Source organism: Mucilaginibacter phyllosphaerae (assembly GCF_004378255.1).
Lineage (GTDB): Bacteria > Bacteroidota > Bacteroidia > Sphingobacteriales > Sphingobacteriaceae > Mucilaginibacter > Mucilaginibacter phyllosphaerae.
Map to the genome: position 1 here is coordinate 345225 of NZ_SNQG01000002.1, position 23968 is coordinate 369192.

At 43.8% G+C, this 23968-nt stretch carries 21 protein-coding genes; 16 read left to right on the forward strand and 5 right to left on the reverse strand.

Annotation, left to right across the window (positions count from 1 at the left end; translation table 11 throughout):
• Nucleotides 1–19: 19 nt before the first annotated feature.
• The 3 genes from rpsD to rplQ all read left to right on the forward strand — a co-directional run bounded on the left by rpsD (nt 20) and on the right by rplQ (nt 2549).
• Complete coding sequence (rpsD, locus tag E2R65_RS06420) at nt 20–628, forward strand: 30S ribosomal protein S4 (protein ID WP_134335658.1); 609 nt, start codon at nt 20–22, stop codon at nt 626–628.
• Between the two features lie 162 nt (nt 629–790).
• Entirely contained in the window at nt 791–1783 is a 993-nt protein-coding gene (locus E2R65_RS06425; protein WP_134335659.1) for a DNA-directed RNA polymerase subunit alpha, read from the forward strand.
• Between the two features lie 199 nt (nt 1784–1982).
• On the forward strand, nt 1983–2549 hold the full coding sequence (gene rplQ, locus E2R65_RS06430; protein ID WP_134335660.1) for a 50S ribosomal protein L17: 567 nt from the start codon (nt 1983–1985) through the stop codon (nt 2547–2549).
• A gap of 78 nt (nt 2550–2627) precedes the next feature.
• Here the strand turns inward: rplQ and E2R65_RS06435 are convergent, their stop codons facing one another.
• On the reverse strand, nt 2628–4013 hold the full coding sequence (locus tag E2R65_RS06435) for an amidohydrolase family protein (protein ID WP_134335661.1): 1386 nt from the start codon (nt 4011–4013) through the stop codon (nt 2628–2630).
• Between the two features lie 186 nt (nt 4014–4199).
• Here E2R65_RS06435 and E2R65_RS06440 point away from each other — a divergent pair, with 186 nt between their 5' ends.
• The 4 genes from E2R65_RS06440 to E2R65_RS06455 all read left to right on the forward strand — a co-directional run bounded on the left by E2R65_RS06440 (nt 4200) and on the right by E2R65_RS06455 (nt 9665).
• Nucleotides 4200–5936 (forward strand): thiamine pyrophosphate-dependent enzyme, encoded by a 1737-nt coding sequence (locus E2R65_RS06440; RefSeq protein ID WP_134335662.1) that lies wholly within the window; start codon nt 4200–4202, stop codon nt 5934–5936.
• A gap of 4 nt (nt 5937–5940) precedes the next feature.
• Nucleotides 5941–6606 carry a phosphatase PAP2 family protein gene (locus E2R65_RS06445; RefSeq protein ID WP_134335663.1) on the forward strand — a complete coding sequence of 222 codons (666 nt, stop codon included), beginning with the start codon at nt 5941–5943 and terminating at the stop codon, nt 6604–6606.
• A 66-nt stretch (nt 6607–6672) separates the two neighbouring features.
• Nucleotides 6673–7863 (forward strand): DUF1624 domain-containing protein, encoded by a 1191-nt coding sequence (locus E2R65_RS06450; RefSeq protein ID WP_134335664.1) that lies wholly within the window; start codon nt 6673–6675, stop codon nt 7861–7863.
• A 107-nt stretch (nt 7864–7970) separates the two neighbouring features.
• On the forward strand, nt 7971–9665 hold the full coding sequence (locus E2R65_RS06455) for an IPT/TIG domain-containing protein (protein WP_134335665.1): 1695 nt from the start codon (nt 7971–7973) through the stop codon (nt 9663–9665).
• A 68-nt stretch (nt 9666–9733) separates the two neighbouring features.
• On the opposite strand, the gene E2R65_RS06460 is transcribed toward E2R65_RS06455, so the two are convergent.
• Nucleotides 9734–10540 (reverse strand): DUF4249 domain-containing protein, encoded by an 807-nt coding sequence (locus E2R65_RS06460; protein WP_229704653.1) that lies wholly within the window; start codon nt 10538–10540, stop codon nt 9734–9736.
• Nucleotides 10541–10551: 11 nt separating this feature from the next.
• On the reverse strand, nt 10552–12876 hold the full coding sequence (locus tag E2R65_RS06465; protein ID WP_134335666.1) for a TonB-dependent receptor: 2325 nt from the start codon (nt 12874–12876) through the stop codon (nt 10552–10554).
• A gap of 209 nt (nt 12877–13085) precedes the next feature.
• On the opposite strand from E2R65_RS06465, the gene E2R65_RS06470 reads away from it, so the two are divergent.
• From E2R65_RS06470 to E2R65_RS06500, 7 genes are all read left to right on the forward strand, one after another.
• On the forward strand, nt 13086–14141 hold the full coding sequence (locus tag E2R65_RS06470) for a sensor histidine kinase (RefSeq protein WP_134335667.1): 1056 nt from the start codon (nt 13086–13088) through the stop codon (nt 14139–14141).
• On the forward strand, nt 14138–14860 hold the full coding sequence (locus E2R65_RS06475; RefSeq protein WP_134335668.1) for a LytR/AlgR family response regulator transcription factor: 723 nt from the start codon (nt 14138–14140) through the stop codon (nt 14858–14860). The genes E2R65_RS06470 and E2R65_RS06475 overlap by 4 nt, the downstream gene beginning before the upstream one ends.
• A gap of 162 nt (nt 14861–15022) precedes the next feature.
• Complete coding sequence (locus E2R65_RS06480) at nt 15023–15733, forward strand: LytR/AlgR family response regulator transcription factor (protein WP_134335669.1); 711 nt, start codon at nt 15023–15025, stop codon at nt 15731–15733.
• Between the two features lie 254 nt (nt 15734–15987).
• Nucleotides 15988–17166, forward strand: a complete 1179-nt coding sequence (locus E2R65_RS06485) for an outer membrane beta-barrel protein (RefSeq protein ID WP_134335670.1) — start codon at nt 15988–15990, stop codon at nt 17164–17166.
• A gap of 229 nt (nt 17167–17395) precedes the next feature.
• Nucleotides 17396–18763 carry a DUF4270 family protein gene (locus tag E2R65_RS06490; RefSeq protein ID WP_134335671.1) on the forward strand — a complete coding sequence of 456 codons (1368 nt, stop codon included), beginning with the start codon at nt 17396–17398 and terminating at the stop codon, nt 18761–18763.
• A 54-nt stretch (nt 18764–18817) separates the two neighbouring features.
• Nucleotides 18818–19828: a Kelch repeat-containing protein gene (locus E2R65_RS06495; protein ID WP_134335672.1), complete on the forward strand. Its 1011-nt coding sequence runs from the start codon at nt 18818–18820 to the stop codon at nt 19826–19828.
• Between the two features lie 188 nt (nt 19829–20016).
• Nucleotides 20017–20814, forward strand: coding sequence for a Fic family protein (locus E2R65_RS06500; protein ID WP_134335673.1), 798 nt, complete (start codon nt 20017–20019; stop codon nt 20812–20814).
• 27 nt (nt 20815–20841) lie between these two features.
• Here E2R65_RS06500 and E2R65_RS06505 read toward each other — a convergent pair whose 3' ends face one another.
• Nucleotides 20842–21018 (reverse strand): MbtH family protein, encoded by a 177-nt coding sequence (locus E2R65_RS06505; RefSeq protein ID WP_134335674.1) that lies wholly within the window; start codon nt 21016–21018, stop codon nt 20842–20844.
• Nucleotides 21005–22822, reverse strand: coding sequence for a fatty acyl-AMP ligase (locus E2R65_RS06510; protein WP_134335675.1), 1818 nt, complete (start codon nt 22820–22822; stop codon nt 21005–21007). The genes E2R65_RS06505 and E2R65_RS06510 overlap by 14 nt, the downstream gene beginning before the upstream one ends.
• A gap of 473 nt (nt 22823–23295) precedes the next feature.
• Between E2R65_RS06510 and E2R65_RS06515 the strand changes: the two genes are divergently transcribed.
• Together E2R65_RS06515 and E2R65_RS06520 are read left to right on the forward strand one after the other, a co-directional pair.
• Nucleotides 23296–23565 carry a hypothetical protein gene (locus tag E2R65_RS06515; protein ID WP_134335676.1) on the forward strand — a complete coding sequence of 90 codons (270 nt, stop codon included), beginning with the start codon at nt 23296–23298 and terminating at the stop codon, nt 23563–23565.
• A gap of 80 nt (nt 23566–23645) precedes the next feature.
• Nucleotides 23646–23963, forward strand: a complete 318-nt coding sequence (locus tag E2R65_RS06520; RefSeq protein ID WP_134335677.1) for an acyl carrier protein — start codon at nt 23646–23648, stop codon at nt 23961–23963.
• Nucleotides 23964–23968 lie beyond the last annotated feature (5 nt).

Genomic DNA, 23968 nt, shown 5'->3' on the forward strand with positions numbered 1-23968 from the left:
ACTTTAAAACACACAAATAATGGCAAGATATACAGGCCCCAAATCAAAAATTGCGCGTAGGTTCCGCGAGCCGATCTTCGGTCCGGATAAAGCATTGGACAGAAAAAACTACGGACCAGGTATGCATGGCGCTTCTAAAAGAAGAGGAAAGCAATCTGAGTACGCAGTACAGTTAATGGAAAAACAAAAAGTTAAATACACTTACGGTGTGTTAGAGCGTCAGTTCGAAAACTTATTCCATACAGCATCTGCTAAAGAAGGTATCACCGGCGAAAACTTATTAAAGTTTTTAGAAGCACGTTTAGATAATGCAGTTTACCGTTTAGGTATTGCACCTACACGTTCTGGTGCACGCCAACTGGTAGGCCACAAGCACATTACTGTTAATGCCAGCGTTGTAAACATCGCTTCATACCAACTTAAAGCTGGTGACGTTATTGCAGTACGCGAAAAATCAAAAACAATGGAAAGCATTACTAACTCAGTAGCTGGCCGTAAAATAAATAAGTATAGCTGGTTAGAATGGAACGCTGATGAACTGTCAGGTAAATTCCTAAACTATCCAAACCGCGATGAAATCCCTGAGAATATCAAAGAGAACCTGATCGTCGAGTTATACTCTAAATAAGATATGAGAATTGAGATGTGAGATCTGAGACAAAATACGTGTCGCAGATTTCGCATTTTAAGATAAATCAAAACGGTGAAAGAATTAAGATAAGAAATGTTCATCTCCTATCTCCAATCTAACATCTCAAATCTATTAATAAACAATAAATAAAAGATATAAATGGCAATTTTAGCATTTCAAAAACCAGACAAGGTTATCATGCAGAAATCAAATGATTTTGATGGCACGTTTGAGTTTCGTCCGTTAGAACCAGGCTTCGGTGTAACCATTGGTAATGCTCTGCGTCGTATCTTACTTTCTTCATTAGAAGGTTATGCTATTACATCAGTACGTTTTTCTGGTGTGATGCACGAGTTTTCGACCATCAAAGGTGTGGTTGAAGATGTAACCGAGATCATCCTGAACTTAAAGCAGGTTCGTTTTAAGAAAACAGGCGAATCGGGCGATAATGAGAAAATATTTGTGATCATTAACGGCCAGGATACTTTTTCTGCAGGCGATATTACCAAGTTTTCAAACAACTTTAGCGTATTAAACCCTGATCTGGTGATTTGTAATATGGATTCATCAGTAACGCTTGAAGTTGAGCTTACTGTTGCTAAAGGCCGTGGTTACATCAGCAACGAAGAAAACAAAAATCCGGATGCTAACGTAGGTGTGATAGCTATCGACTCTATCTTTACGCCAATTAAAAACGTAAAATACACTTTAGAGAACTATCGTGTTGAGCAGAAAACAGATTACGAGAAGCTGATCCTGGATATCTCTACAGATGGTTCTATCCATCCGGAAGATGCCTTGAAACAAGCTGCCAAGATCCTTATCCAGCACTTTATGCTGTTCTCTGACGAGAACATGATGTTAGAGGCGCAGGCTAAAGAAGAAACTAAAGAAGTTGACGAGGAAATTTTACACATGCGTAAGATCCTTAAAACGGAGTTGGTTGATCTTGACCTTTCTGTTCGCGCATTAAATTGCTTAAAGGCGGCCGATATCCGCAGCCTGGCAGACCTGGTTTCTTACGATGTGGCTGATATGTTAAAATTCAGAAACTTTGGTAAAAAATCACTGACCGAAATTCAGGACCTGGTTAAATCAAAAGGATTATCTTTTGGTATGAACCTTTCTAAATTTAAGTTAGACGAAGAATAATTAGAGATTAGCGATTAGAAGTTTGAGATTAGTTCTCGTGCTTTTAATCGCTAATTCTTTATAAAGAAAATGGGGCGAAGGATTAGAAATTAATCTCTGATCATTAACCTCTAATCACTAATAATAGGCGAGGGCATAATTCCGCGGGCTTGATTGAAGAGTCGCCCAACGGTATGCACGTGCACAAATTAACAAACAAATGAGACACGGAAAAAAAGTAAACCATTTAGGCCGTACCGATAGCCATCGCAAAGCGATGATGGCTAACATGGCATCTTCGCTTATTTTACACAAGCGTATTACAACAACATTGGCAAAAGCAAAAGCCCTGCGCGGTTATGTTGAGCCCCTTTTAACTAAATCAAAAAACGATACTACGCACTCTCGCCGTACCGTGTTTAGCTATTTGCAAGACAAAGATACCGTGAACATCCTGTTCCGTGAAGTTGCCGAAAAAATTGCTAACCGCCCGGGTGGTTACACACGTATTGTGAAGTTAGAGAACCGTTTAGGCGATAACGCCGAAATGGCCATCATTGAATTGGTTGATTACAATACCGTTTACGGTAAGGATGTTGAAGCTAAGGCTGAGAAAAAATCAACACGTCGCCGTGGTGGTGCTTCTAAAGCTAAAGCAGAACCAGCTGCCGCCGCAACAGAAACTGCTGCCCCAGTAGCAGAAACTGCACCGGCTGTTGAAGAAGCGCCTGCAACTGAAGCTCCTGCAGCATCAGATAAAGAAGGAAATGCTGAAAAAGGCGAGTAATTAATTACACCCTTTAAAAGGATACAAAAGCCTCCGGACCTGTCCGGAGGCTTTTTTTGTTTGCGAGGCCTGTTCTTACTAATAGATCTTACCGCCTTTAACGATCAATTTTTCAGAAAGGAAATTTTTGTAATTATCATAAGGGCTCTTGCTAAATATAATCAGATCAGCTTTTTTACCTTTTTCTATCGAACCATATTTGCTGTCAATATTCATAGCTTGTGCACCGTTCAATGTAGCAATCTGTAAAATATCTGCGGTTGTAAAATTAGCTTCGTGTAACAGCAAAAGCTCAGATAAAAAGGCTTTGCCGCCATCTTTGCAATCGGTGCCTATGCGTATTTTTACACCCTTATCATGGGCCTGTTTTAGATAATTCATCATCACATCAAAACACTTTGATAGCATATCCTTTTGCGCGGTAGTATAGCCGGACAGGTCGGGAGCATCCAGATCTGATAATGATGTATTGAAATAGGTTTTCCCGGCAATTGAACCCATAAAATGTATTGCAGTACTTAAGGTTACTTTATTTTTTGCCATCTTATCAAGCAAAGCTTCCAACCTGGAATTTAACTGAGGATTCTCACTGATATATCCATAAAATAGCAGGATCCTTGCAAGAAACTTGTCGACATTGTCGTCATCCCCAACTCCATACCTTTGTTGAATAACCTTAAAGTTATCCTTTAGGTTGAGCACTGCAGGTGGCAGGGTAAGCATGTGTTCTATATTTTTTACACCTAAATCAATAGCATCCCAAATAGAGGTTACATTGTTATCGATATGGGCGCTTATTGTTAAATGCTGTTTATTCCCTTCTAAAATAACAGCTTTCATCTCGGGCTCTCTTAACCGCCAGTATATTTTAATGTGTTCTAAACCTTTGTTTGCGTATGCAATAACTTTTAATCTGGCATCTTCGGGGTTGTTTACTACTACATGGTTCATGTAAGTTTTTCTCCCCTTTTCTGCCGAAACGATTGCCCCGCCGCATATGTAAATGTTAGGGTACGCAGGTAACGGATTTTTTTGCCAGTTAAGGGATGTATCCATCCACTGTTCTGGTTGCCCCATATCTATAATGGTAGTTGTTCCATATTTTAAGTAAGTATCCGCAAGCTTTTTTCTATCCAGGTTAACAGGTGCTTTTTCGTCGTTACTTATTTTGCCATATACGTTTTTCAAATGCGTATGTGTGTCAATAAAACCCGGAACGATGAGCCGGTCGTTCCCGTCAATTATCTTTTTTGCACTAAATGGTTTCGAGCTTTTTATAATAGCTGCAATTGTATCAGCATTTATTAAAACCGATTGGTGTTTTTGTAGCTTTTTGGTTTTACTGTTATAAAGTGTTACATTTTTTATAGCCAGATCATAAGTAACCGATTGGCTGTATGCCGTGCAGTTTAACGAGGCGAAAGCGATGCTTAAGGCAAAAAAAACATATTTTTTGTGATACATAAGGCTTTAAAGAAGTTTTGATAGCAGTTTAGATATTAGCTATCTAAATATAGATAAAAGCGATAAACCTGCATATATTCAAGTGAATTTAAATCCCTGTTATGTTTGTCACAGCAAAAAGATTTCACCAAATATTCAAAACCCCCGCCTGCTAATTGGGTTAAGATTATATAGTAACATTACAATATGGCAAACGTAGCAGACCAACTGGTTGAAATGCTGGTGAAAGCGGGAATAAAAAGGATCTATGCTGTAACAGGCGATAGCTTAAATGAAGTTAACGATGCTGTAAGGCGCGAGGGGAGCATTCAGTGGGTGCACGTAAGGCATGAAGAGGCCGGCGCTTACGCCGCCGGGGCCGAGGCACAGATAACAGGCAATTTAGCTTGCTGCGCGGGCAGCAGCGGGCCGGGGCATGTACACCTGATAAACGGACTGTATGACGCGCACCGTTCTGCCGCGCCGGTAATTGCCATTGCATCAACCGTAGCCAGCTTTGAGTATGGTACCGAATACTTCCAGGAAACAAACACCATAAAATTATTTGACGATTGCAGCCACTATAACCAGGTTGCTACTACGCCAAAGCAGCTGCCGCGTATGCTGCAGGCGGGTATCCAGGCGGCGCTGCACCGCAAAGGGGTATCGGTAATTGGCCTGCCCGGCGACCTGACCAGCATGGACGCCGCCGAGATCACCACATCTACCCAAAATTTTAACCCGGTTGCCTTAACCCGCCCCAACGATGAAGATATTGCCAGGCTTGCCGCGTTGGTTAATCAGCATAAAAAAATTACCATTTTTTGTGGTATAGGGGCCGCCGGTGCGCATGATGAAGTAGTTGCCTTATCGCAAAAACTTAATGCGCCGGTGGCCTATTCTTTCCGCTCAAAAATGGATATCCAGTACAATAACCCTAACGAGGTGGGGATGACCGGCCTTTTGGGCCTGCCGTCGGCATATCACAGTATGCATGAGTCGGATCTGCTGATATTGTTGGGTACCGATTTCCCGTACACGCCTTTTATGCCTACAGATTGCAAAATTGTACAGGTGGATATTAAACCCGAACGCATAGGCCGCCGCGCCAATGTTGATGTAGGTTTAAGCGGAACGGTAAAGGATACCCTTGCCGCCCTGTTACCGCAGGTAGAACAGCATACGGACGATAGCTTTTTAAAGGCCCAACTGGAGTTTTACGGCGAGGTGAAAAAAAACATGAAGATTTATGTGGATGATGCCGGTAAAAAGGATAATATCCACCCCGAGTATATTGCCAGCCTGATTGATGAACTGGCTGCCGATAATGCTATTTTTACGGTGGATACCGGCATGTCGTGCGTATGGGGATCGCGCTATATTAATGCCACCGGTAAACGGCAGATGATAGGCTCGTTCAATCATGGCTCTATGGCCAATGCGATGCCGCAGGCCATCGGCGCGGCCCTGGCCTGCCCGGACAGGCAGGTGATTGCCTTATGCGGCGATGGGGGGATCTCTATGCTGCTGGGCGACCTGGCTACCATTACGCAGTATAACCTGCCCATAAAGATCGTTGTTTTTAACAACCGGTCGTTAGGGATGGTGAAACTGGAGATGGAGGTTGCCGGCCTGCCCGATTGGCAAACCGAAATGCACAACCCCGATTTTGCCATGGTGGCCAAAGCAATGGGCATGAAGGGCATCACCATTACCGACCCGGATGACGCCAGGCAAGGATTAATAGAAGCTTTAATGTATAAAGGCCCGGCCTTAATTAATATATTTACAGACCCTAACGCCCTGGCTATGCCGCCAAAGATCGAGCTGGGGCAGGTAAAGGGCATGGCCCTTTCCATGACCAAGCTGATGCTGAACGGGCGGATGGACGAAGTGGTGGATACCATTAAAGCCAACTACAAACATTTAAAAGACCTGATATAAATTAATGAATATACGCAGGCAGCATATACTGCTGTTAGTACTAAGCCTTATTGTTGTTGGATTTGTTGGCCTGTCTGTTTTGGTGGTGCTGTATCCTTCCATGTCTATAGATCTGAAGATCTCGCACGAGATCCAGGAGCGTCAAAACCCTTTTATAGATGAGTTGATGTACCTGATCAGCACGCCCGGCTACATGCCCGAATCGGTAATTATGGTGGCTGCAACGGCTTTGATATTTTTTTTATTTAAATATAAAAAGGCTGCGCTTTTTGTACTGTGCACCGGCGCATCGGGCTTAATAAGTACCTTGGTAAAGGCGCTGGTTAACCGCCCCAGGCCTTCAGAATCACTGGTGAGGATAGTTTTTAAAACCACCCAGCAGAGCTTCCCGAGCGGGCATATGATGTTTTATGTGATCTTCTTCGGCTTTTTGATCTTGCTGATGTTTCAGTTAGAAAATATCCCCAGGTTGATCAGGTACGTGGTCGGGCTGGTCAGCGGGTTCCTTATTTTTGCTATACCGTTTTCGCGCATTTACCTTGGGGCGCATTGGTTTACCGATGTTTTTGGAGGTTTTTTGCTGGGGGTACCCGGCTTGTATCTTTTATCGTGGCTGTATCTGCGCAAACGCGCCGGCAAGCAGGAAGCGCCTGTTGCCGAAACTGAATAAATTGAACTGCTGCAGGTAATAGATTTTTGTTTAGATTTATTCACCTAAGTTTAAACTGATTTAAGCATGACCGCTAACTTATCCAACAAGCAACGGATCCAGGCAATTGATATATTGCGGGGCGTTATTATGCTGATAATGGCAATAGACCATGTGCGGGAGTATTTTCACACAGGCGCCATGATGAGCGACCCTACCAACCTTGCAACCACTACGCCCATACTTTTTTTTACCCGCTGGATAACCCATTTTTGCGCACCCACTTTTGTTTTTTTAAGTGGCCTGTCGGCCTACCTTGCCGGTATGCGGCGCACTAAAAAAGAGTTGAGCCTGTTTTTAATAAAACGTGGCTTGTGGCTTGTGTTTGTAGAGATAGCCATTATTTCGCTGGCCTTAACGCTCGATCCGCTTTATCATGGTATTGCCCTGCAGGTGATCTGGGCCATAGGGATAAGTATGCTATTGCTTGGCTTACTGATATGGTTGCCGCTGCCCGCAATAGCTGCAATAGCCATACTGATCATAGCGGGGCACGATTGGTTAAATACCATAAAATTGCCCGCAAACGGTGCCGGCGATGTGCTGATGAAGCTGTTCTTTACCTCGCGCGGGGCTCTCTTCTTCCTCGACAAAACCCACCTGGTATTTGCCCTGTACGCCGTGATCCCGTGGACAGGCGTGATGCTTTTAGGCTACGTTTTTGGGGCTTTATACCAAGCTAAATACCGGTATATTGACAGGAAGGTATTGCTGATCTACAGTTCGCTGTTTTTTTTCCTGGTGTTTCTGGCTTTAAGGCTCACCAATTTTTACGGCGACCCGGCGCCCTGGTCTATCCAAAAAACAGATGTGTACAGCTTCTTGTCTTTTATGAATGTAAGCAAGTATCCGCCATCTTTAATTTATTGCTGCCTTACCTTGTCTGTGGCCATATTGGTGCTGGCCCTTGCCGAAACAGCTACAGGCAAACTGGCCCGCTTTTTACAGGTTTACGGCAGTGTGCCATTCTTTTACTATGTGCTGCACTTTTATCTTATCAGGATGCTCACGGTAGTTGTTTTCTTTTTGCAGGGCTTTAAAACATCGCAGATAGTTACCCCAAACATGCCCTTTAATTTTGAGCCACCCGGCTTTGGGTTTAGCCTGGGCTGGGTTTACCTGATCTGGCTGGCAATAATACTGGCGTTGTACTACCCTTGTAAATGGTTCTCCAATTATAAAAAAACGCATAAGCAATGGTGGTTAAGTTATCTGTAAGCCCCGGCTGGTATTGCTCATCGTATCTGCGCGTGCTTTGAAATTGCAGCGTTATTTAATTCAAAAGATTATCTTTAGAATCAGAATAATGTATCAATCCTTATCACATGTTTAAACGTTTACTATTTGTTATTGCGGTAGCATTTTTTGTTAATGCCTGTAAAAAAGATGCTCCGGAAAGTAAATTACCGAGTGTAAACCCGGTTCAGGGTACGGTAAAGGCCGACTGGGGAGACACCATTACCATTACGGGTAATAATTTGCCGACTGATACAAAAGTTAGGTTTGGTGAAAATACCGCTGTGGTTGTTTCAAATAACGGTAAAGAATTGCGTTGTATAGTGCCTGTTTCTATTGCTGATAGTATCACCACCACTGTTTATCTGCAGTATAACGGCCAAACGGTGGGGCTAAAGGATTATGTTACCCTGAATGCGCCGGTGATCACTTCTTTTACGCCTACGCAGGCCATCGGGGATACGGTAGTGATAAAGGGAGCGCATTTTAATTATTTTAGGTTGCTGGTTAAATTTGGTAATGCAGATGCCAGGGTGGTTTCGTGGTCTAAAAGCCAGCTGAAAGTACTTGTGCCCGACGAGATCAAAAGTATCCATTCTGCTATCAGCGTAACTTCGCAGGTGCAAACAGTGGTGGCATCCAACCCGCAATTTGAGGTTTTGAAGCCGGTAATTACCAGTGTTACGCCCGAGGCATTTATTGGTGACGAGATCGTGATCAAAGGGAAATACTTTCATCCTTTGGGGCCGTTTGCGGTAACGCTGGATGGGAAGCCTGCGGGTGCAAGCGTAACTGATAACGGGACGATATCGTTCAAATTACCTTATCAGGCCTATCCGGGCCGTAAAACTACGGTTAAGGTTAAGCTGCTTGAATACGAGGTTACTTACCCGGTAGATATAAAGATCAAAAATAACTGGGTGCTGGTGCACGAGGGGCTTCCGTTCTCTGCTTATTACGCCACGCCGTTAACGGTAGGTGCAAATGTATATCTGGTTGCCCCGCTCAAAAACTCAAACGGCGAAGGGGTGTACCTGTGGCGCTTTAACCAGGCAGATTTTTCATGGACAAGGGTTGGCAATATGCTTCCGGATCCTGGTGATTTCCGTGTAGGTACCAATGGCCGTAAAATTTACTTATACAACTCTCTTTCCGCAACTAATTTTTATGAATGTGAGCCATCCAATGGTACATGGATCGCCAGGGCAAACTATTCGGGCCCTGCACGCAGGGAATCGGCACTGTTCAGCCTGGGTGGTAAGATCTACCTGGGGGCGGGATATCATTATATCGGGAATGACCGGAAGGGGCTGGATGACTGGTATGTTTACACGCCGGGGGCCAACAGCTGGTTGCGGATAGCAGATATGCGGACGGGTTATGAAGATAATTACCCCATGTCTTCTGCAGCAACGGTGGTGATCAATAACGAAGCTTATGTGTTATGTGGCGGCTGGTTTTATGATTATAAGTATAACCCGGTTAATGATAAGTGGACAGCTTTAGAAAATATGATGGAACCGCGCAGGCAGGCGGGGGTAGTGGTTTATAAAAACAAAATTTACACCATAAAAGGTTTCCTGGTACAAAACGTGGGCAATTCTAACCGGGATATATTCAGTTTCGATCCGGCGGCTAATCACTGGGCGTACGAACCTGTGGATATCAATCCCTTTGATGATGAATTAAATGTTGCTTTTACTGTTGGGGGTAAAATTTACATGCTATCATATGATTCTTCCGAATTCAGGAATAACCTGTATGAAGCGATAAGTCTGCCATAATAACATACGGGGAGCATGTAATTGCCCTGTGCAGGCAACGATAAACAGGCAAATGATCAATCCCCTTTTTATTTAACAATAATGGTTTTTGTTTGCGTGGTGTGTGCGCTGAAATAGCCCAGCGCCCCGTTATTAAGGTTGCTTGGCGGGTTGGCCGGCGTAGCCGAGCCAAAAGCGCCGCTGCTTTGCTGCTGCATCAGGCTGTACCAATAGGTATAAACAGGTTTATCGATACACTGCATCTCTACCGTGGCGGTATCGCCCGGTAATATATCCACATCCAGGTCTGATCCTATGCGCAGGATGGTATTCACAGCGCGCCCGTCGGTAAAGTCATCATCGGCAGCAAAAACACTTTTAATTTGTGCGCCGTTTATAAACAGTACAAACCGGTATTGATTGCTGATGCCGGCCTGGTCTTTATAATGTACCAGTACCTGGCGTTCCTGATCATCTGTAGGCCTGTTTCGGGACGAGAGCGAATCAAGCGCCACTAAACCGGGCATGGTTGATGTGGCCGTGTAGGTTTTTCCGTCAACCGATACAGAAAGGGTATAGGTGCTGCCGGCGATAGCGGCCAGGGGGCCGTAGGTGTAAGTGCCCGGTTGGCTTTCGGCCATCTGGTATTCGTTGCCGGCCTGGTCATTTAATTTAACGGTTGCGCCGCTTACTGCAGGGTAGGTATTGGTGTTATCGAAAGAGGTATTGCGGCTTATTTTAACCGTTTGCAGGCCGGTTACATCGGTAATATTCCCTTCAATAACCACAATGCCGGTATCGTCTTTAATATCAACATCAATCACCTTTTCGCACGATGTGTGCAACAGCAGCATCATAAAGGCTGTTACAGGCAGAAGGTAGTTTTTTATTTTCATGTGTTTTAAGCTTAGAATTTAAAGTTCCAGGTAACTGAGGGTACCTGGGTAGAGAAGATGCTGGTTTGCACGGCCTCGGTAGTATTGGGGATCGTTTTGCTGTCGCGGAAAGCAATGCTATATGGGTTATCGTAGCCCAAAAGGTTATAGATACCAAATGTCCAGCTGGAGTGGAACCTTTTATGCTGTTTACCTTCCAGGGTTGCGCCAATATCAATACGTGTGGTGGCCGGCTGGCGGTAGCCGTTGCGCTGCGAGTAAGAATAGGTAGTAAGGCCGCCAATATTATATTTACCGTTTGGATAGGTAACCGCATTGCCCGTGCCGTACAGGAAGGTGCCCGAAAATGTCCAGCGGTTATTGAGCTGATAAATGCCTACTACAGATACATCATGCGTTCGGTCTTGCCTTGCAGGGTAATAGTTGCCGTTATTAATGGCATCAAACTTACGTTCTGTTTTAGACAGGGTATAGCCAACCCACCCGTTAAAGCGCCCGTATTTTTTCTTAAAAAACAATTCCAGGCCGTAGGCCCGGCCTGTGCCATACACCAGCTGAGATTCTACATTTTGGTTGGCTATCAGCTGTGCGCCGTCTTTATAATCTATTTGGTTTTGCAGCCATTTGTAGTAAACCTCTGCAGAAAATTCATACGTGTTATCTTTAAAGTTTCTGAACCAGCCTGTTGATACCTGGTCAGAGATCTCGGGCTTTATGTTATTACTGCTCATCACATACAGGTCTGTAGGCGACGAGCTGCTGGATGTAGTAAGTAAATGAATGTTTTGCGTATTGCGGTTATACGACAGCTTAAAAGATGCGGCATCGCTTGTGGCGTAGCTTGCCGAAAAGCGTGGCTCAAGGTTAAGATAGCTTTTTACCGCAGCGCCCGAACCGTAGCTTTGAGACGATGTAATATTGCCGGCAGCATCATAAGTATTAAAAGAACCCGGCCCGTACAAGGCCATGTTACTTAGCCGCAGCCCATATAGCAGGGTAAGCTTATCGGTAGCCTTCCATTCATCGCTCAGGTAAAGGGCGCTTTCCAGCCCGTAGCGTTTTTCGGTAATTACATTGTTAAAGCTCGAATTACCTGATGAGGTGATGCTGCCCGGCTGAATGTTGTGATGCAGCAGGTTAAAGCCGAATTTAAGTGAATGAGTGTTGCTTAGGGTGTATTGCAGGTCTTCCTTCAGGTTAAAATCGGTAATTTTAGATACGGCTTTAAACTCATCATTACTGCTAAAGCTTTGAATGGTATAGTTATAATTGCTGTAAATAAGCGAGGTGTTAGAAAACAGCCTGTTGCTAAATAAATGGTTAAAGCGCAGGGTACCGGTGCTGTTTCCCCAATTGGTGCCAAACTGGTCTTTTATGCCCAGTACATCCTTACCAAAGTATCCCGAAAGGTAAATAGCGTTCTTATCATTAAAATGGTAGTTGGCCTTGGCATTTATATCATAAAAATATAAGGAGCTGCCGTTGAGGGTAGAGTCTTTAGAAAGCTTTAAAAAGGCATCGATGTAGGTGCGCCGTGCACTGATCATGAAGGAGCCCTTGTTTTTTACGATAGGCCCCTCTACCTTAAGGCGCGATGCCACCAGCCCAATGCCGCCCTGAACGGTAAACTGCTTATTGTTACCCTCATTCATCTTAATATCCAGCACAGATGATAACCGGCCGCCATACTGCGCCGGCATGCCGCCCTTATACAGGCTTACATCTTTTATCGCATCAGAATTAAAGGTAGAAAAGAAGCCGAACAAATGCGATGCATTGTAAACGGTAGCTTCATCCAGCAGGATGAGGTTCTGGTCAGACGCGCCGCCCCTTACATAAAACCCGCCATTACCCTCGCCGGATGATTTTACCCCGGGCATTAAGGTGATGGTTTTTACAATATCCTTTTCGCCAAGTACAACCGGCACGTTGTTTATTTGCGCCATACTCAGCTTTTCGAGCCCCATCTGGGGCGAAGCCACATTGTCGTTGTTCGGTTTGTTAGACCGGATCACCACCTCCTGCAAGCTGTTTTTTGCAGTTAAAGAAATGTTAACCACCAGGCTTTTACCAAGTGATACTTTTTGCTCGCGGGTATCATAACCAATATAACTTACCACCAGGGTATATTCGCCGGCGGGTGCGCTTAACGAATAAAAGCCGTAGGTATTGGCGGCAGTGCCCGTGGCAGCAAGCTCCTTTATCCTGATAGACGAGCCGATTAAAGATTCGCCGGTAGCTTCGTCGCGGATGGTGCCGCTGATGGTGAATTTGTTTTGAGCAAATGATTTAATGCCGCTAAATAGCATCAGGATAAGCAGAAGATGTTTGGCCATGCGCTGTAATTTAAAGCAAATGTATCTATCATACTAATAGCCGTTTACCATATTATATAAAGGCAGCCAAAAAGTAGATGAATGATGCTCTGCTACATACTAACATTAAAAGCTGCATTAGTATAATTTTTAAGCATGTTGGTAGAAACAAATCCCCGATCTGTACCCCTAATACTTACATTTGACAAGATTATAAACAGACCAGATCAATGGACTTACGAAATGAGCCCGCAACGGTGACCAATGATTACATTTTGCAATTTGTTACGCACCGCAGGTACCGTATTTACAGGCATGCAGCGTTGCTGCTGTTTCTTTCGGCTGTGTTTTTTAGCCAGAAGGACGTTTTGACAGAACCTGCAAACACCTATTTAAAAACAGGTATATTTTGCTTTATGATCATCATATTTTATTTTAACATATACTGGCTGATACCAAAAATGATCTTCGGGGGGCGGTATCTTACTTACCTTATATGGGTAGTAACCATTATCAGTATCATGGTTATTACAATGAGCGTTTGCGAAGGTTATATAAGGCCTTATCTCAAAAGCCCCTTTAATCATCATCCGCCGCCCAGCGTACTGCCCCTTAGTATCGGCATTATTGTTTTTATAGCAGCTTCATCGGCCATAAAGTTATTTCAGCAGTCGGTTATTGTAAGCCAGCGGGTGTACGAGTTAGAGAACCTTACTACGCAAACCGAATTAGAGCAGTTAAAGAACCAGATCAATCCGCATTTTTTATTCAATATGCTTAACAATGTTAATGTACTTACACAAACCGACCCGGAGAAGGCATCAAGCGTATTGATACGACTTAGCGAACTTTTAAGATACCAGTTATATGACAGTACCCGCAACAAGGTACTGCTTACATCAGATATCAGCTTTCTGAAAGACTTTTTAAATTTAGAAAGCATCCGGCGGGATAACTTTGAGTTTAAAATAGATACACATGGCGATCTAAACGGCGTACAGGTTTCGCCCTTATTATTTATAACTTTTGTAGAGAACGCCGTTAAGCATAATATGGATGCAGAAAACCTGTCTTTCGTTCACCTTAATTTTACCAAAAACGGCGATAAGCTTGCTTTTACCTGTGTAAACTCCAAGCCGGCCAAACCAACCGCCCGGCGCATGAATGGTGGGCTTGGCCTTGCAAACGTGCAGCGCAGGTTAGAATTGTTGTATCCTAACAGGCATTTTTTAAATATTAGCGATAGCGATGATATATTTAACGTGGAATTAAAACTAACCGTATGAAATGTATTATTGTAGACGATGAGCCCCTGGCCCGCGAAGCCATCCAGCTGCTGATTGATAAAACACCCGGCTTAGAGGTTTTGCAAAGCTTTGGCAGCGCAGGTTCCGCAGCGTTGTTTTTAAAGGATCATACGGCCGACCTGGTGTTTCTGGATATTGAGATGCCCGGAATGAACGGGATAGAATTTTCTAAAACCATACCCAAAAACACGCTGGTTATTTTTACCACCGCTTACGCAGAGTATGCGCTTGACAGTTACGAGGTAGAAGCAGTTGATTACCTCATCAAGCCCATACAAACAGAACGCTTTGGCAAAGCAATTAATAAGGCTGCTGCATACCAGGCTTTGCTAAAAGGCGCTGTTAAGGATAACCCGGTTGGCAACTTTGCCGACGGCTACTTTTTTGTAAAGGCCGAAAGAATGTACGTAAAGATCTACTTTAAAGATATCCTTTTTATTGAGGGGCTTAAAGATTATGTGGTGCTGCAAACCGAGAGCCAGAAGGTTATCACGGCCATGAATATTAAAACAATTTATGAGCAGCTGCCTCAAAATATCTTTGTACGCATCAGCCGGTCGTATATTATTAATGTGCAGCACATCAATTCATTTGATAACAATACGGTGCTCATCAGTAAGCACGAGATCCCGATAGGGAATACCTACCGCACGCATTTTTTTGAGGAGTTTGTAATTAAAAAAACGCTGAGTAAGTAGTTTGCCCCAACTTCCGGGCAATAACCAGGCGCATCAGTTTAGGTATAGCTATACATAAAAACATAATTGGTATAATTAGCAGCCTGTTTTGTATAAAAACAAACCGTTAAACAGGTTGTGCAAATACATTTGTATGGATGTAACTCTCCCCCATGCGTGCCTATGAATTGTTTAATATTATACAATAACCTGCCGTTTTTAGAAATGCTGAAGGCAAGCATCAACAAGTTTAACTTCCTGAAGATTGAAATGGTTAGCCCGCACCTGCCCGATGTGCTGGAGTGTTTAAACAATAACCGGATAGACCTGCTGATCACCGATATCCATATCACCCAGCAGCCGGATCTGTATGCCATTAAAGCTGTAGCCAACCCGCCGCTTATTATTTTGCTTACGGCACAGCAAGCGTATGTTACCGAGCCTTTCGACCTGGAGTTTGCAGACTACATTGTACAGGCGGCCGTATTCCCTAAGTTTTTAAAGATCCATCAAAATATCCGTGACCTATCCAGGCACGACGCGCCTAACCTGCCCGCCGCCGCAAGCAGCCCTGCCTTTTTTTATGTGAATACCGGTTACTCGCTCATCCGCGTTAACCTGAATGAGATCACCTTTATTGAGGGATTAAAGGATTATGTTAAGATAAACCTTACCCAAAGCAGAAACGTAATTACACGGATGGCCATGAAGGGGATTGAAAACAAGTTAGACTGTAAAAAATTCATGCGCATCCACCGCTCGTTCATCATCGCTGTAGATCAGATAGATATGATCCAGAAAACAAAGGTGATCGTTGCCGGCCAGGAGATCCCGGTAAGCGATGGTTTCAAAAAAACGTTGCAGGATCATGTAGCGCTTAATAATTTTCAATAGCACCTGCAGCCCCTGCCGGTATATGCTACGCTCTTCCAGGCACCCGTAATTGCGGTGCATCTTACGGTTTAATTCATATTAATGGTTTGCACCATGGCCTGTAATATAGCCCAAACCCCGGCAATGGTAGTAAAAAGCAAGGGTGTTCGTCGTGTTTAACATTTGTTAACATCCGCCTGATATACTTTTGGTTCCGGCTGCTCAACAGCAATCAGAAAGCACTTGTATATACATCCCCTTAATTAATTAACGATATGACACTAACTTTAAAAAAGGTTGCCCTGCTGGTTTTATTTGCCACACTTATCCAAACAACTGCTTTTGCGCAACGCACTTTCATCAAAAAGATCTTTTGGGTAAACAGAAGCTATTTGTATCACAGCAATGCCGCCGTGAAGGCCAACCAGCCCCTGATAATTGTTTTGCACCCCAATAAAGCCGATGCCGGTAAAACCTTTTCTGCAGCTACACAAAAAGCCACTTCATCTCCCGTGCATTTAATTTTTCCGGATGCGGTAGGGGGCAAATGGTCTTGCGAAGAAGGCTTTGTAAAAAACGATATCGCTTTAATGAAGGCCATTATTGCAGATTCATACAACAATTTCCAGATAGACCGTAACCGGGTTTTCATTTTGGCAGATACCACTAATAAATGCCTGGCCGAAAAATTTATGGAGGCATACCCCGATCTGATAGCCGGCAGCAGCATACTTAAACCCGATGAAACTTTTGAAGATGCGTTTAATAAAATACTGGCGGATAGCAGCCGCACAGGCAAAACATACAAACTATGGTCTGATCCGGTTGATGCTGCGCATGATGAGCCTGCAAATGCGCAGGCAAAAAGGCAATTGGAGGTAAGTTTAACCGGGGGCATCTTCTGGATGTTTAAATCGGTTAAAACCGGTATCAGCGATGCTACCAATGCCGATCTGAGCCATACCAAATATGCTGTGGGCCTTAATGTTACCCGCTGGATAAGCAACCCCTTAGGCTGGTTTGCCGAGGTGAGTAAGATAGCGGTGACCGAAAGGGTGCGCGATACCGGGATAGAAACAAAAACAGGTAACGGCACGGTAATACCGTTTACCGCAGGGCTTAAATACCGGTTTTTTACCAATAAGCGCATCCAGCCCTATGTTTTAGCCGGCGCCGGCGCCGTATATACCCATGCAGAAGGGTCGCAGCAAACAAGCGGTTCATCCACATCGCAGGTACGTAATCTTAATGCAGATTACCGTTTACCGGTACAGGTAACATTGGGTGCCGGTGCAGCCCTTAATTTGGGCACGCGGTTCATCCTGGCGTCAAACCTGCGTTACCTGCACTCTGCTGCTTTTAGCAACCTGGGCAGGATAGATGCCGTGCGCGGCCTGAACGTTAATTTTTCTGTAGGCTATGTAATTAAAACCTACAGCAAAAAAGGCAAGTAGCCCCATGCTTTTTTAGCAGTGCGCAAAGTAAAGCATTGCTTAATGCAATTGGCAGGTGCAAAATAATTCATCGCAATTACAGCCGGGCTGGTGTTGAAAACAATAGCCATTGGTAGCATTTAACATTTGTTAACACAAATCTTTTAGAGTTTAGCAACAGATATAAAAACCACAGCTTTTAAAAAGCCGCTGCCAAAATACCCGCAGCGCAGCTTATAAAAACAGATATATGATAAAAAATATTTTTACCCTGTGCATCATCGGTATTATTTTATTTGGATGCAGCAAACAAGATAATACCATACATATAGGCGAGGATACCAGCGACGGGTTCAGTTCGCTGGATACGTTTAAGATAGATGCATCTACCTTACTGCTCGATTCTTTGCCCACTTCCGGGCGCGGCGAACTGATGATAGGTAAACTGAACGACCCGGACTTTGGGGACATCGAAGCATCCACCTGTTTCCCCTTAAGCATCCCCGAAACATCTTACCCCGATCTGCAGAACATAAAATCTTCCAGGTATGATTCTGTTACCATAAGGCTTGCCTACACCGGCAGCAGCTACGGCGATACCACTCAAACCAATACCATCAATGTTTTCCAGCTATCAAACGAGCTGGAGCTGATAGATAACAAAAACTACCAGCAATCGCTTGTAAGCAGCGGCAGCGCCTTGTATAACAACAGCAGTGTTAAATATAGCCCCGCCCTGTTAGGCACAGTAAGTTTTAAACCCCGGCCCAAAAGCCCCGATTCTGTAGTGTTCAGGCTGAATAACAGTTTGGGCGAATCCCTGTACACCCTGATCAGGAACAAGGACGAAAGGATAAACACCAACGAGAATTTTGGCAAGTATTTTAAGGGAATTGCCCTGGTAGCCGGTACGCAGGCACAAAATTGTGTTACCAATTACAAGGTAGGGAAAACGGCGCTGCAGCTTTATTACTCAGAAAATGATAGTTACGGCAAGCGGCAAAGTAAAAAAATAGAGTTTAACATCTCCGGAACCGACTCTACCCTGCAGTTTAACAAGATCTCGGCAGATAGGTCAAACACGCTGCTGAAAGACCTGAGCTATAACAACAGGAAACTTGATTACAAGCAAACCGAAAATAAATGCTTTGTACAGGCCGGTACCGGTATAGCTACCCGGCTGCAATTCCCTACGCTGCTTGCTTTCCTCAATCAATCGGTTGTTGCTGTAAATTATGCCGAACTGATTATTGAGGTGCCTAAACTAAAGGACAGCCCTTTTGAACTGCCGGCCAACCTGGTTTTGTTTGTTGCCAATAAAGAAAACAGGCCCCAATCTGTAGTGGCCAACTTTTTTTCGGAGAGCGACCAATACGCCATATTACAAAAAAACTATGGCAACAACATTATAGGCAACACCCGCTATGTTTTTAACCTTACCGAGTTTGTAAGTAAATATAAATCCCTCGATAAAAATACCGAGCTATCGATGCTGTTGAGCGTACCCACCGATAGGCTTTTTAAATCGTTAGAACGGGTGGTTACGGGGTCGCCGGGCAATGCAGATACCAAGATCAAACTTAATATTAAATACACCAAATATACGGTGCCCGATTAATGGGCGCCGCTAAAAAAACTTCTCTAACTAATTCTATTTTATAATTAAACGTATATGAAAAAAACAAATTTTTATTTGATCCTGCTGTTTTCTGTTCTGGTACTGGGCTGCAAAAAAGATGATGATGACGACCTGTCTGGTAACTGGACAAGAAGCACCGATTTTGAAGGCGTACCCCGCAATGGTGCAATAGGTTTTACGATAAGTGATTTTGCCTATGTAGGCACCGGTTATGACGGCGACGACCGTTTAAAGGATATGTGGAAGTTTGACCCGGATAAAAAAACCTGGTTTAAACTGGCAGATTTCCCGGGAAAGGCCAGGAGCAACGCGGTGGCCTTTTCTATCAACGACAAAGGGTATGTAGGCTGTGGTTACGATGGCGATGACGCGCTGAAAGATTTTTGGGAATATAACCCGGCAACAGATACCTGGCGGCAAATTGCAGATTTCCCTACAACGCAGGGGCGGTATGATGCTGTAGCATTTGCGGTAGGCAGCAAAGGTTACGTTGGCACAGGTAAAGATAATGATGATAAAGATCAGCAGGATTTTTACAGTTACGATGCCGGCAGCAACCAGTGGCAAAAAATCAATAGCATAGGCATCAAACGCTCTGGTGCGTTTGCACTGGTTATCAACGGCGTAGCTTATGTAGGGGGCGGTACCAATAACGGCTCTTACGCATCAGAGTTTTATATGTTTGACCAGCAGAGCGGCGCATGGGTAGAGAAAAAAGATTTGAACCGGGCCGATGACGACGATAATGATGATGATAGCGATGACGATGACTACAACATCAGCCGCGAAAACACCATGGCATTTGCCATAGCCGATAAGGGTTATATCACCTGCGGCCAAAGCAGCGGAGCCAAAAATGATACCTGGCGATACGATGTAAATAAAGACTTGTGGACAGAGGTAGATGCCTTTGAAGGAGCTAACAGGGAATACGGCGTAGCCTTTAGCCTAAAGGGCCTGGGCTATGTAACCACGGGTAATAACGGCAGTAACCGTTTGGATGATACCTGGCTTTTCGACCCGAACAGCTCGGATGATGATTAACCCTGTAGCGGTCGCAACCTGATCTGTACAAGGTGCAGTTTTATTAATGGGCAAGGGCTGTAAAGCTGCTTGCCCATTCTGCTTAAAAATCTTTAACAGTGCTGTGTATTACAAACATGGGCTACCTGATCAATTTCTGTAAGCAATACTTAAGATAAGATATAATGCTTATTTTTGTAAGTAAGAAAATGGATATTAGTTCTCTGATAGCGCAATATAAGGGCCTTCATCTGGAGGATGTGATAGACCATGATACATTCAACCTTATTGCTATAGATCATCATTCCACAAAAATTGAAGGATCTACACTTACCGAGGTAGAAACTCAGGTGCTGATCATGGAAGGCCGCACACCCAACGGTAAACCTTTAGAGCATAGCCTGATGGTGAAGGATCATCATGCCGCTTTGCTTTTTACCCTGGAAGCAGCCAGGCAGGGCAAAGAATTAAATATCGGGCTGATACAGCAAATAAACGCCCTGGTGATGAAAACCACAGGGAAGATTTATAACACAATGCTGGGCACTATTGATGCTGCAACCGGCGCTTTCCGTAAAGGCAATGTTTCTGCAGGTAACACCTATTTCCCTAATTATGATAAAGTTGAAAGGCTTACTGCTGAGTTGTTGAAACTGATCAGCAATGGAATTAAATCGCTCCATTCTACAGAAGAGCAGTTAAATTTGTCTTTTGATGCGCATTACCGTTTAGTTTCTATCCACCCCTTTTATGACGGGAATGGAAGAACCTCCCGGCTGCTGATGAATTTCCTTCAAACACTTTACAATTTACCTTTAGCTATTGTAAAAAGTGAAAACAAGGCAGCATATATCGAAGCGATCATCAAAACCAAAGAAACCGGGGACCTTAACTGCTTTCGTGAATTTATGCTGAAGGAGTACACCAATCTACTTCAGGAAGGGATTCGCCAATACCGTGAAATGGAGAACCCGCCCGAAGGAAAAGATTTCAATTCTCTGTTTTAGGCAATTAAGCGTCGCTATAGGTAATACTTACTTTATGGGGCGCATATCTACCCATACCTCTTCAATATAATTAAGGCATTCTTCTTTGGTACCGGTTACACCTGTTTTAGCCCAGCCGGCGGGTGGTTCTTTAGATGCCGGGTATATAGAGTATTGCCCGGATGCGTTTTTTACCACATTAAATATTTCGTTATGCTCTGTCATGGCGTAAAATGTTTTTTAATAAGCTGGTTAAGGAATGGCCGTTTAATTCATTGTTTAAATAAAGGTCTTTACATGCGGCGCGGCGTATTTTGCCGCTCGTTGTTACCGGGAGCCGGTTTTGGGCTACAACAATAAGATCATCAATCACAAGCCCTACCGTATCTGCAACACTTTTTTGGATGGCTTTGCAATAATCAACAACCAGTTTGCCCGTAGTTTCGCCGTCGGGCCCTGCGTTGGCAATAAATTCATCCATCATTTTATAATGCGAGCGATGAATTTCTTTAACGATGATCAAAACTTCGCCGGTATCCCTCCAAACAGAAAAAGCGGCGCAGCGCCCTTCGTTCAGGTCCTGGTGGCTGTTATTTACACAGATTTCGATATCGGTAGGGTAAATGTTTCGCCCGTTCATAATAATAACATCCTTAATACGCCCGCTGATGTACAGCTGCTCGTCAAAAATAAACCCCAGGTCGCCCGTGCGCAGGTAATCGGTGCCGGGGCTTTCATTTAAACGGGCTTTAAAGGTGTTTTGCGTTATTTGCGGTTTGCCCCAGTAGCCGGCACTTACGTGCGGGCCGGTTATCCAGATCTCGCCAATACCTTGTGGTGTTTCTGTTTGGGTTTGCGGGTCAACAATGATCACCTGCGAGTTTTGGGCAGCAAACCCGCAGCCGATCAGGTCTATTGCGCCTGCCGCCCCCGGTGCTGCCTTTTTTACCTGCTTATTAAAAAGTGCAGCACTATCAAATGAGTTTTGCTTGTAATGCTGCCCTACTTTGCCCGCCGTAGCAAACAGGGCCAGTTCGGCCATGCCATAACAGGGGTACAGCGCGTTGGGCGAAAGGCCAAACTGCCGGAATTTTTCGTTAAAGGTTTTTAAGGTTTGATGCCGTATGGGTTCCGATCCGCAAAAAAGGGTTTTTAAGCCGGTTAGATCCAGGCCGGTGCCCTGCTCATCTGCAATCCGGCTTACACAATGCTCTAAAGCAAAATTAGGCACACCTGTACAATTGCCCTTAAGGGTGGTAATGGCCTTAAGCCATTCTAAAGGTTTAAGAATAAACTCCATAGGCGACAGGTAGTAGCCCGTGCCCCCGGCATGCAAAGGCGAGAGGATCATCCCCACCAGCCCCATATCATGATAAAAGGGCAGCCAGCTTACCATCACCAGCTGGGGGGTAAATTCAAACCTGTCTTTAATCATCTTTAGGTTGGCCTGCAGGTTTTTGTAGGTTACCATTACCCCCTTGGGGTCGGATGTGGTGCCGGAGGTATATTGCAGAAAGGCCACATCGGTTTCCTTGATGGCAGGTGGCGTAAACGCATACCCGGAAGGAATGTTATCAGATGCAATGGCGATGAGGCTACTGTTTAAAACAGGTGTGAATTTTTTAAGGGTTCCGCTCAAACCTATAATGATGCGGGCGTCGCAATCGTCAATAATGTTGCGCAAGCCGTCAGCCTTTTTAGGGTTGGGTATGCTGCAGGGCACCGGGATTATGCCGGCGATAATGCAGCCATAAAAAGCGATAATAAATTCCAACCCGGTTTCTGTAAGGATCGCCGCCCGCTCTCCTTTGGATGTGAAATTTTGCAGGTACCCGGCAAAGTCAATCGCTTTTTTGTGCAGTTCGGAGTAGGTTATGGCTTCTACATGGTCGTTTTGGAGGCGACCGAAGGCCGTTTTAAGGTCAAAAAAGGCGCAGTTTTTATAAAAATTACGAATGAAATCGGGGGTTTCGGGCAGGGTTTCTTCCTGCTCAAGCTTCGCCGTCTGCTCTATTAGGTTATTCATCATGATGGTTATAGGTGTTATATTGCCAAACGAAAAATATTTATTATTTTTTGATTTAATACCAGTAAAAATATCTTTTTTTAAGGTTTTTATACCCCTTAATTACCCTTTTTTTAAGCTTTTTTCACCCTTGATTTATTAATAGTTAAATCATAAATTAATTTTTATTAATTTAAAAAATCGTCTGCAGTTAGTATGATTATATCAGAGTTTCGCATGCGATAGTATAATAAACTAATTGTAAAATTCTTATTTACAATTAATTAAAGTTAATAAAAAATAGTTCTTTAAATCTTCAATTATTTTAAAATAGTTAATCACCTAAATTCTAAAGAGCAATCGGTATAAAAATTTGCATTTAAGAAGGTGTGCTAAAAGTATTTTAAATTAATTTTTAATTTTAGTGAAATATTATAAAAATAATATTCTAACTTGGCCCTCAATAAACATATTTTATAACCTTAATCTTATTCATTATGACAGCAACTACATTAAAAGCTGCGGATGGCAAAACACATTTCCCGTATTTGCCGGCAATCGTTAAATGTTTTCAGAACCCGGATTACCTAAAGCAAATGGTAGCCGATCCGATTGGTACACTGAAAAGTGATGGCATCGCAGTTGATGACGGTGTGGGCATCAAAATCACCATGGACGGTACTTCTGCCGGTGGTAACATGACTATTTATGTTACTAACGCAGGTGTAAACTGGCATGGTCAGGTTAATCTGAGCCTTTCAGCGTAAGCCTTTTGCCCGCAAATGCTTGTGAGCAATCACAGGCATTTGCTTCTATATATAACCTAAACCTTATTTCTTTTCTTATTATGGTGCCTATATATGATGAAGAGGCCATACGCAACTGGCTGATCCATAGAGTTTCTGCATACACCCAAATTCCTGTTTCGCACATCGATATTGATGAGCCTGTGTCTGAAACATACGCTATTTCATCAATCCATTCTGTATCGTTAATAGGCGAATTGCAGGAATATGTAGGATGTAAGGTTTCGCCAATAATTTTATATGAATATCCTACTATTGCAGATATAGCACATTTTTTGGCTAACAGAGATGGTGTGCCCCTGCAGTTATTTAATCGTTTTCATCTGCTGTTCAACAACATGGATATTGAGTTGACCTAATAATT

Bases quoted from the DNA above. Each gene is read 5' to 3' on its own strand.
- rpsD (WP_134335658.1), top strand. From the start codon at position 20: ATGGCAAGATATACAGGCCCCAAATCAAAAATTGCGCGTAGGTTCCGC.
- E2R65_RS06425 (WP_134335659.1), top strand. From the start codon at position 791: ATGGCAATTTTAGCATTTCAAAAACCAGACAAGGTTATCATGCAGAAA.
- rplQ (WP_134335660.1), top strand. From the start codon at position 1,983: ATGAGACACGGAAAAAAAGTAAACCATTTAGGCCGTACCGATAGCCAT.
- E2R65_RS06435 (WP_134335661.1), bottom strand. From the start codon at position 4,013: ATGTATCACAAAAAATATGTTTTTTTTGCCTTAAGCATCGCTTTCGCC.
- E2R65_RS06440 (WP_134335662.1), top strand. From the start codon at position 4,200: ATGGCAAACGTAGCAGACCAACTGGTTGAAATGCTGGTGAAAGCGGGA.
- E2R65_RS06445 (WP_134335663.1), top strand. From the start codon at position 5,941: ATGAATATACGCAGGCAGCATATACTGCTGTTAGTACTAAGCCTTATT.
- E2R65_RS06450 (WP_134335664.1), top strand. From the start codon at position 6,673: ATGACCGCTAACTTATCCAACAAGCAACGGATCCAGGCAATTGATATA.
- E2R65_RS06455 (WP_134335665.1), top strand. From the start codon at position 7,971: ATGTTTAAACGTTTACTATTTGTTATTGCGGTAGCATTTTTTGTTAAT.
- E2R65_RS06460 (WP_229704653.1), bottom strand. From the start codon at position 10,540: ATGAAAATAAAAAACTACCTTCTGCCTGTAACAGCCTTTATGATGCTG.
- E2R65_RS06465 (WP_134335666.1), bottom strand. From the start codon at position 12,876: ATGGCCAAACATCTTCTGCTTATCCTGATGCTATTTAGCGGCATTAAA.
- E2R65_RS06470 (WP_134335667.1), top strand. From the start codon at position 13,086: ATGGACTTACGAAATGAGCCCGCAACGGTGACCAATGATTACATTTTG.
- E2R65_RS06475 (WP_134335668.1), top strand. From the start codon at position 14,138: ATGAAATGTATTATTGTAGACGATGAGCCCCTGGCCCGCGAAGCCATC.
- E2R65_RS06480 (WP_134335669.1), top strand. From the start codon at position 15,023: ATGAATTGTTTAATATTATACAATAACCTGCCGTTTTTAGAAATGCTG.
- E2R65_RS06485 (WP_134335670.1), top strand. From the start codon at position 15,988: ATGACACTAACTTTAAAAAAGGTTGCCCTGCTGGTTTTATTTGCCACA.
- E2R65_RS06490 (WP_134335671.1), top strand. From the start codon at position 17,396: ATGATAAAAAATATTTTTACCCTGTGCATCATCGGTATTATTTTATTT.
- E2R65_RS06495 (WP_134335672.1), top strand. From the start codon at position 18,818: ATGAAAAAAACAAATTTTTATTTGATCCTGCTGTTTTCTGTTCTGGTA.
- E2R65_RS06500 (WP_134335673.1), top strand. From the start codon at position 20,017: ATGGATATTAGTTCTCTGATAGCGCAATATAAGGGCCTTCATCTGGAG.
- E2R65_RS06505 (WP_134335674.1), bottom strand. From the start codon at position 21,018: ATGACAGAGCATAACGAAATATTTAATGTGGTAAAAAACGCATCCGGG.
- E2R65_RS06510 (WP_134335675.1), bottom strand. From the start codon at position 22,822: ATGATGAATAACCTAATAGAGCAGACGGCGAAGCTTGAGCAGGAAGAA.
- E2R65_RS06515 (WP_134335676.1), top strand. From the start codon at position 23,296: ATGACAGCAACTACATTAAAAGCTGCGGATGGCAAAACACATTTCCCG.
- E2R65_RS06520 (WP_134335677.1), top strand. From the start codon at position 23,646: ATGGTGCCTATATATGATGAAGAGGCCATACGCAACTGGCTGATCCAT.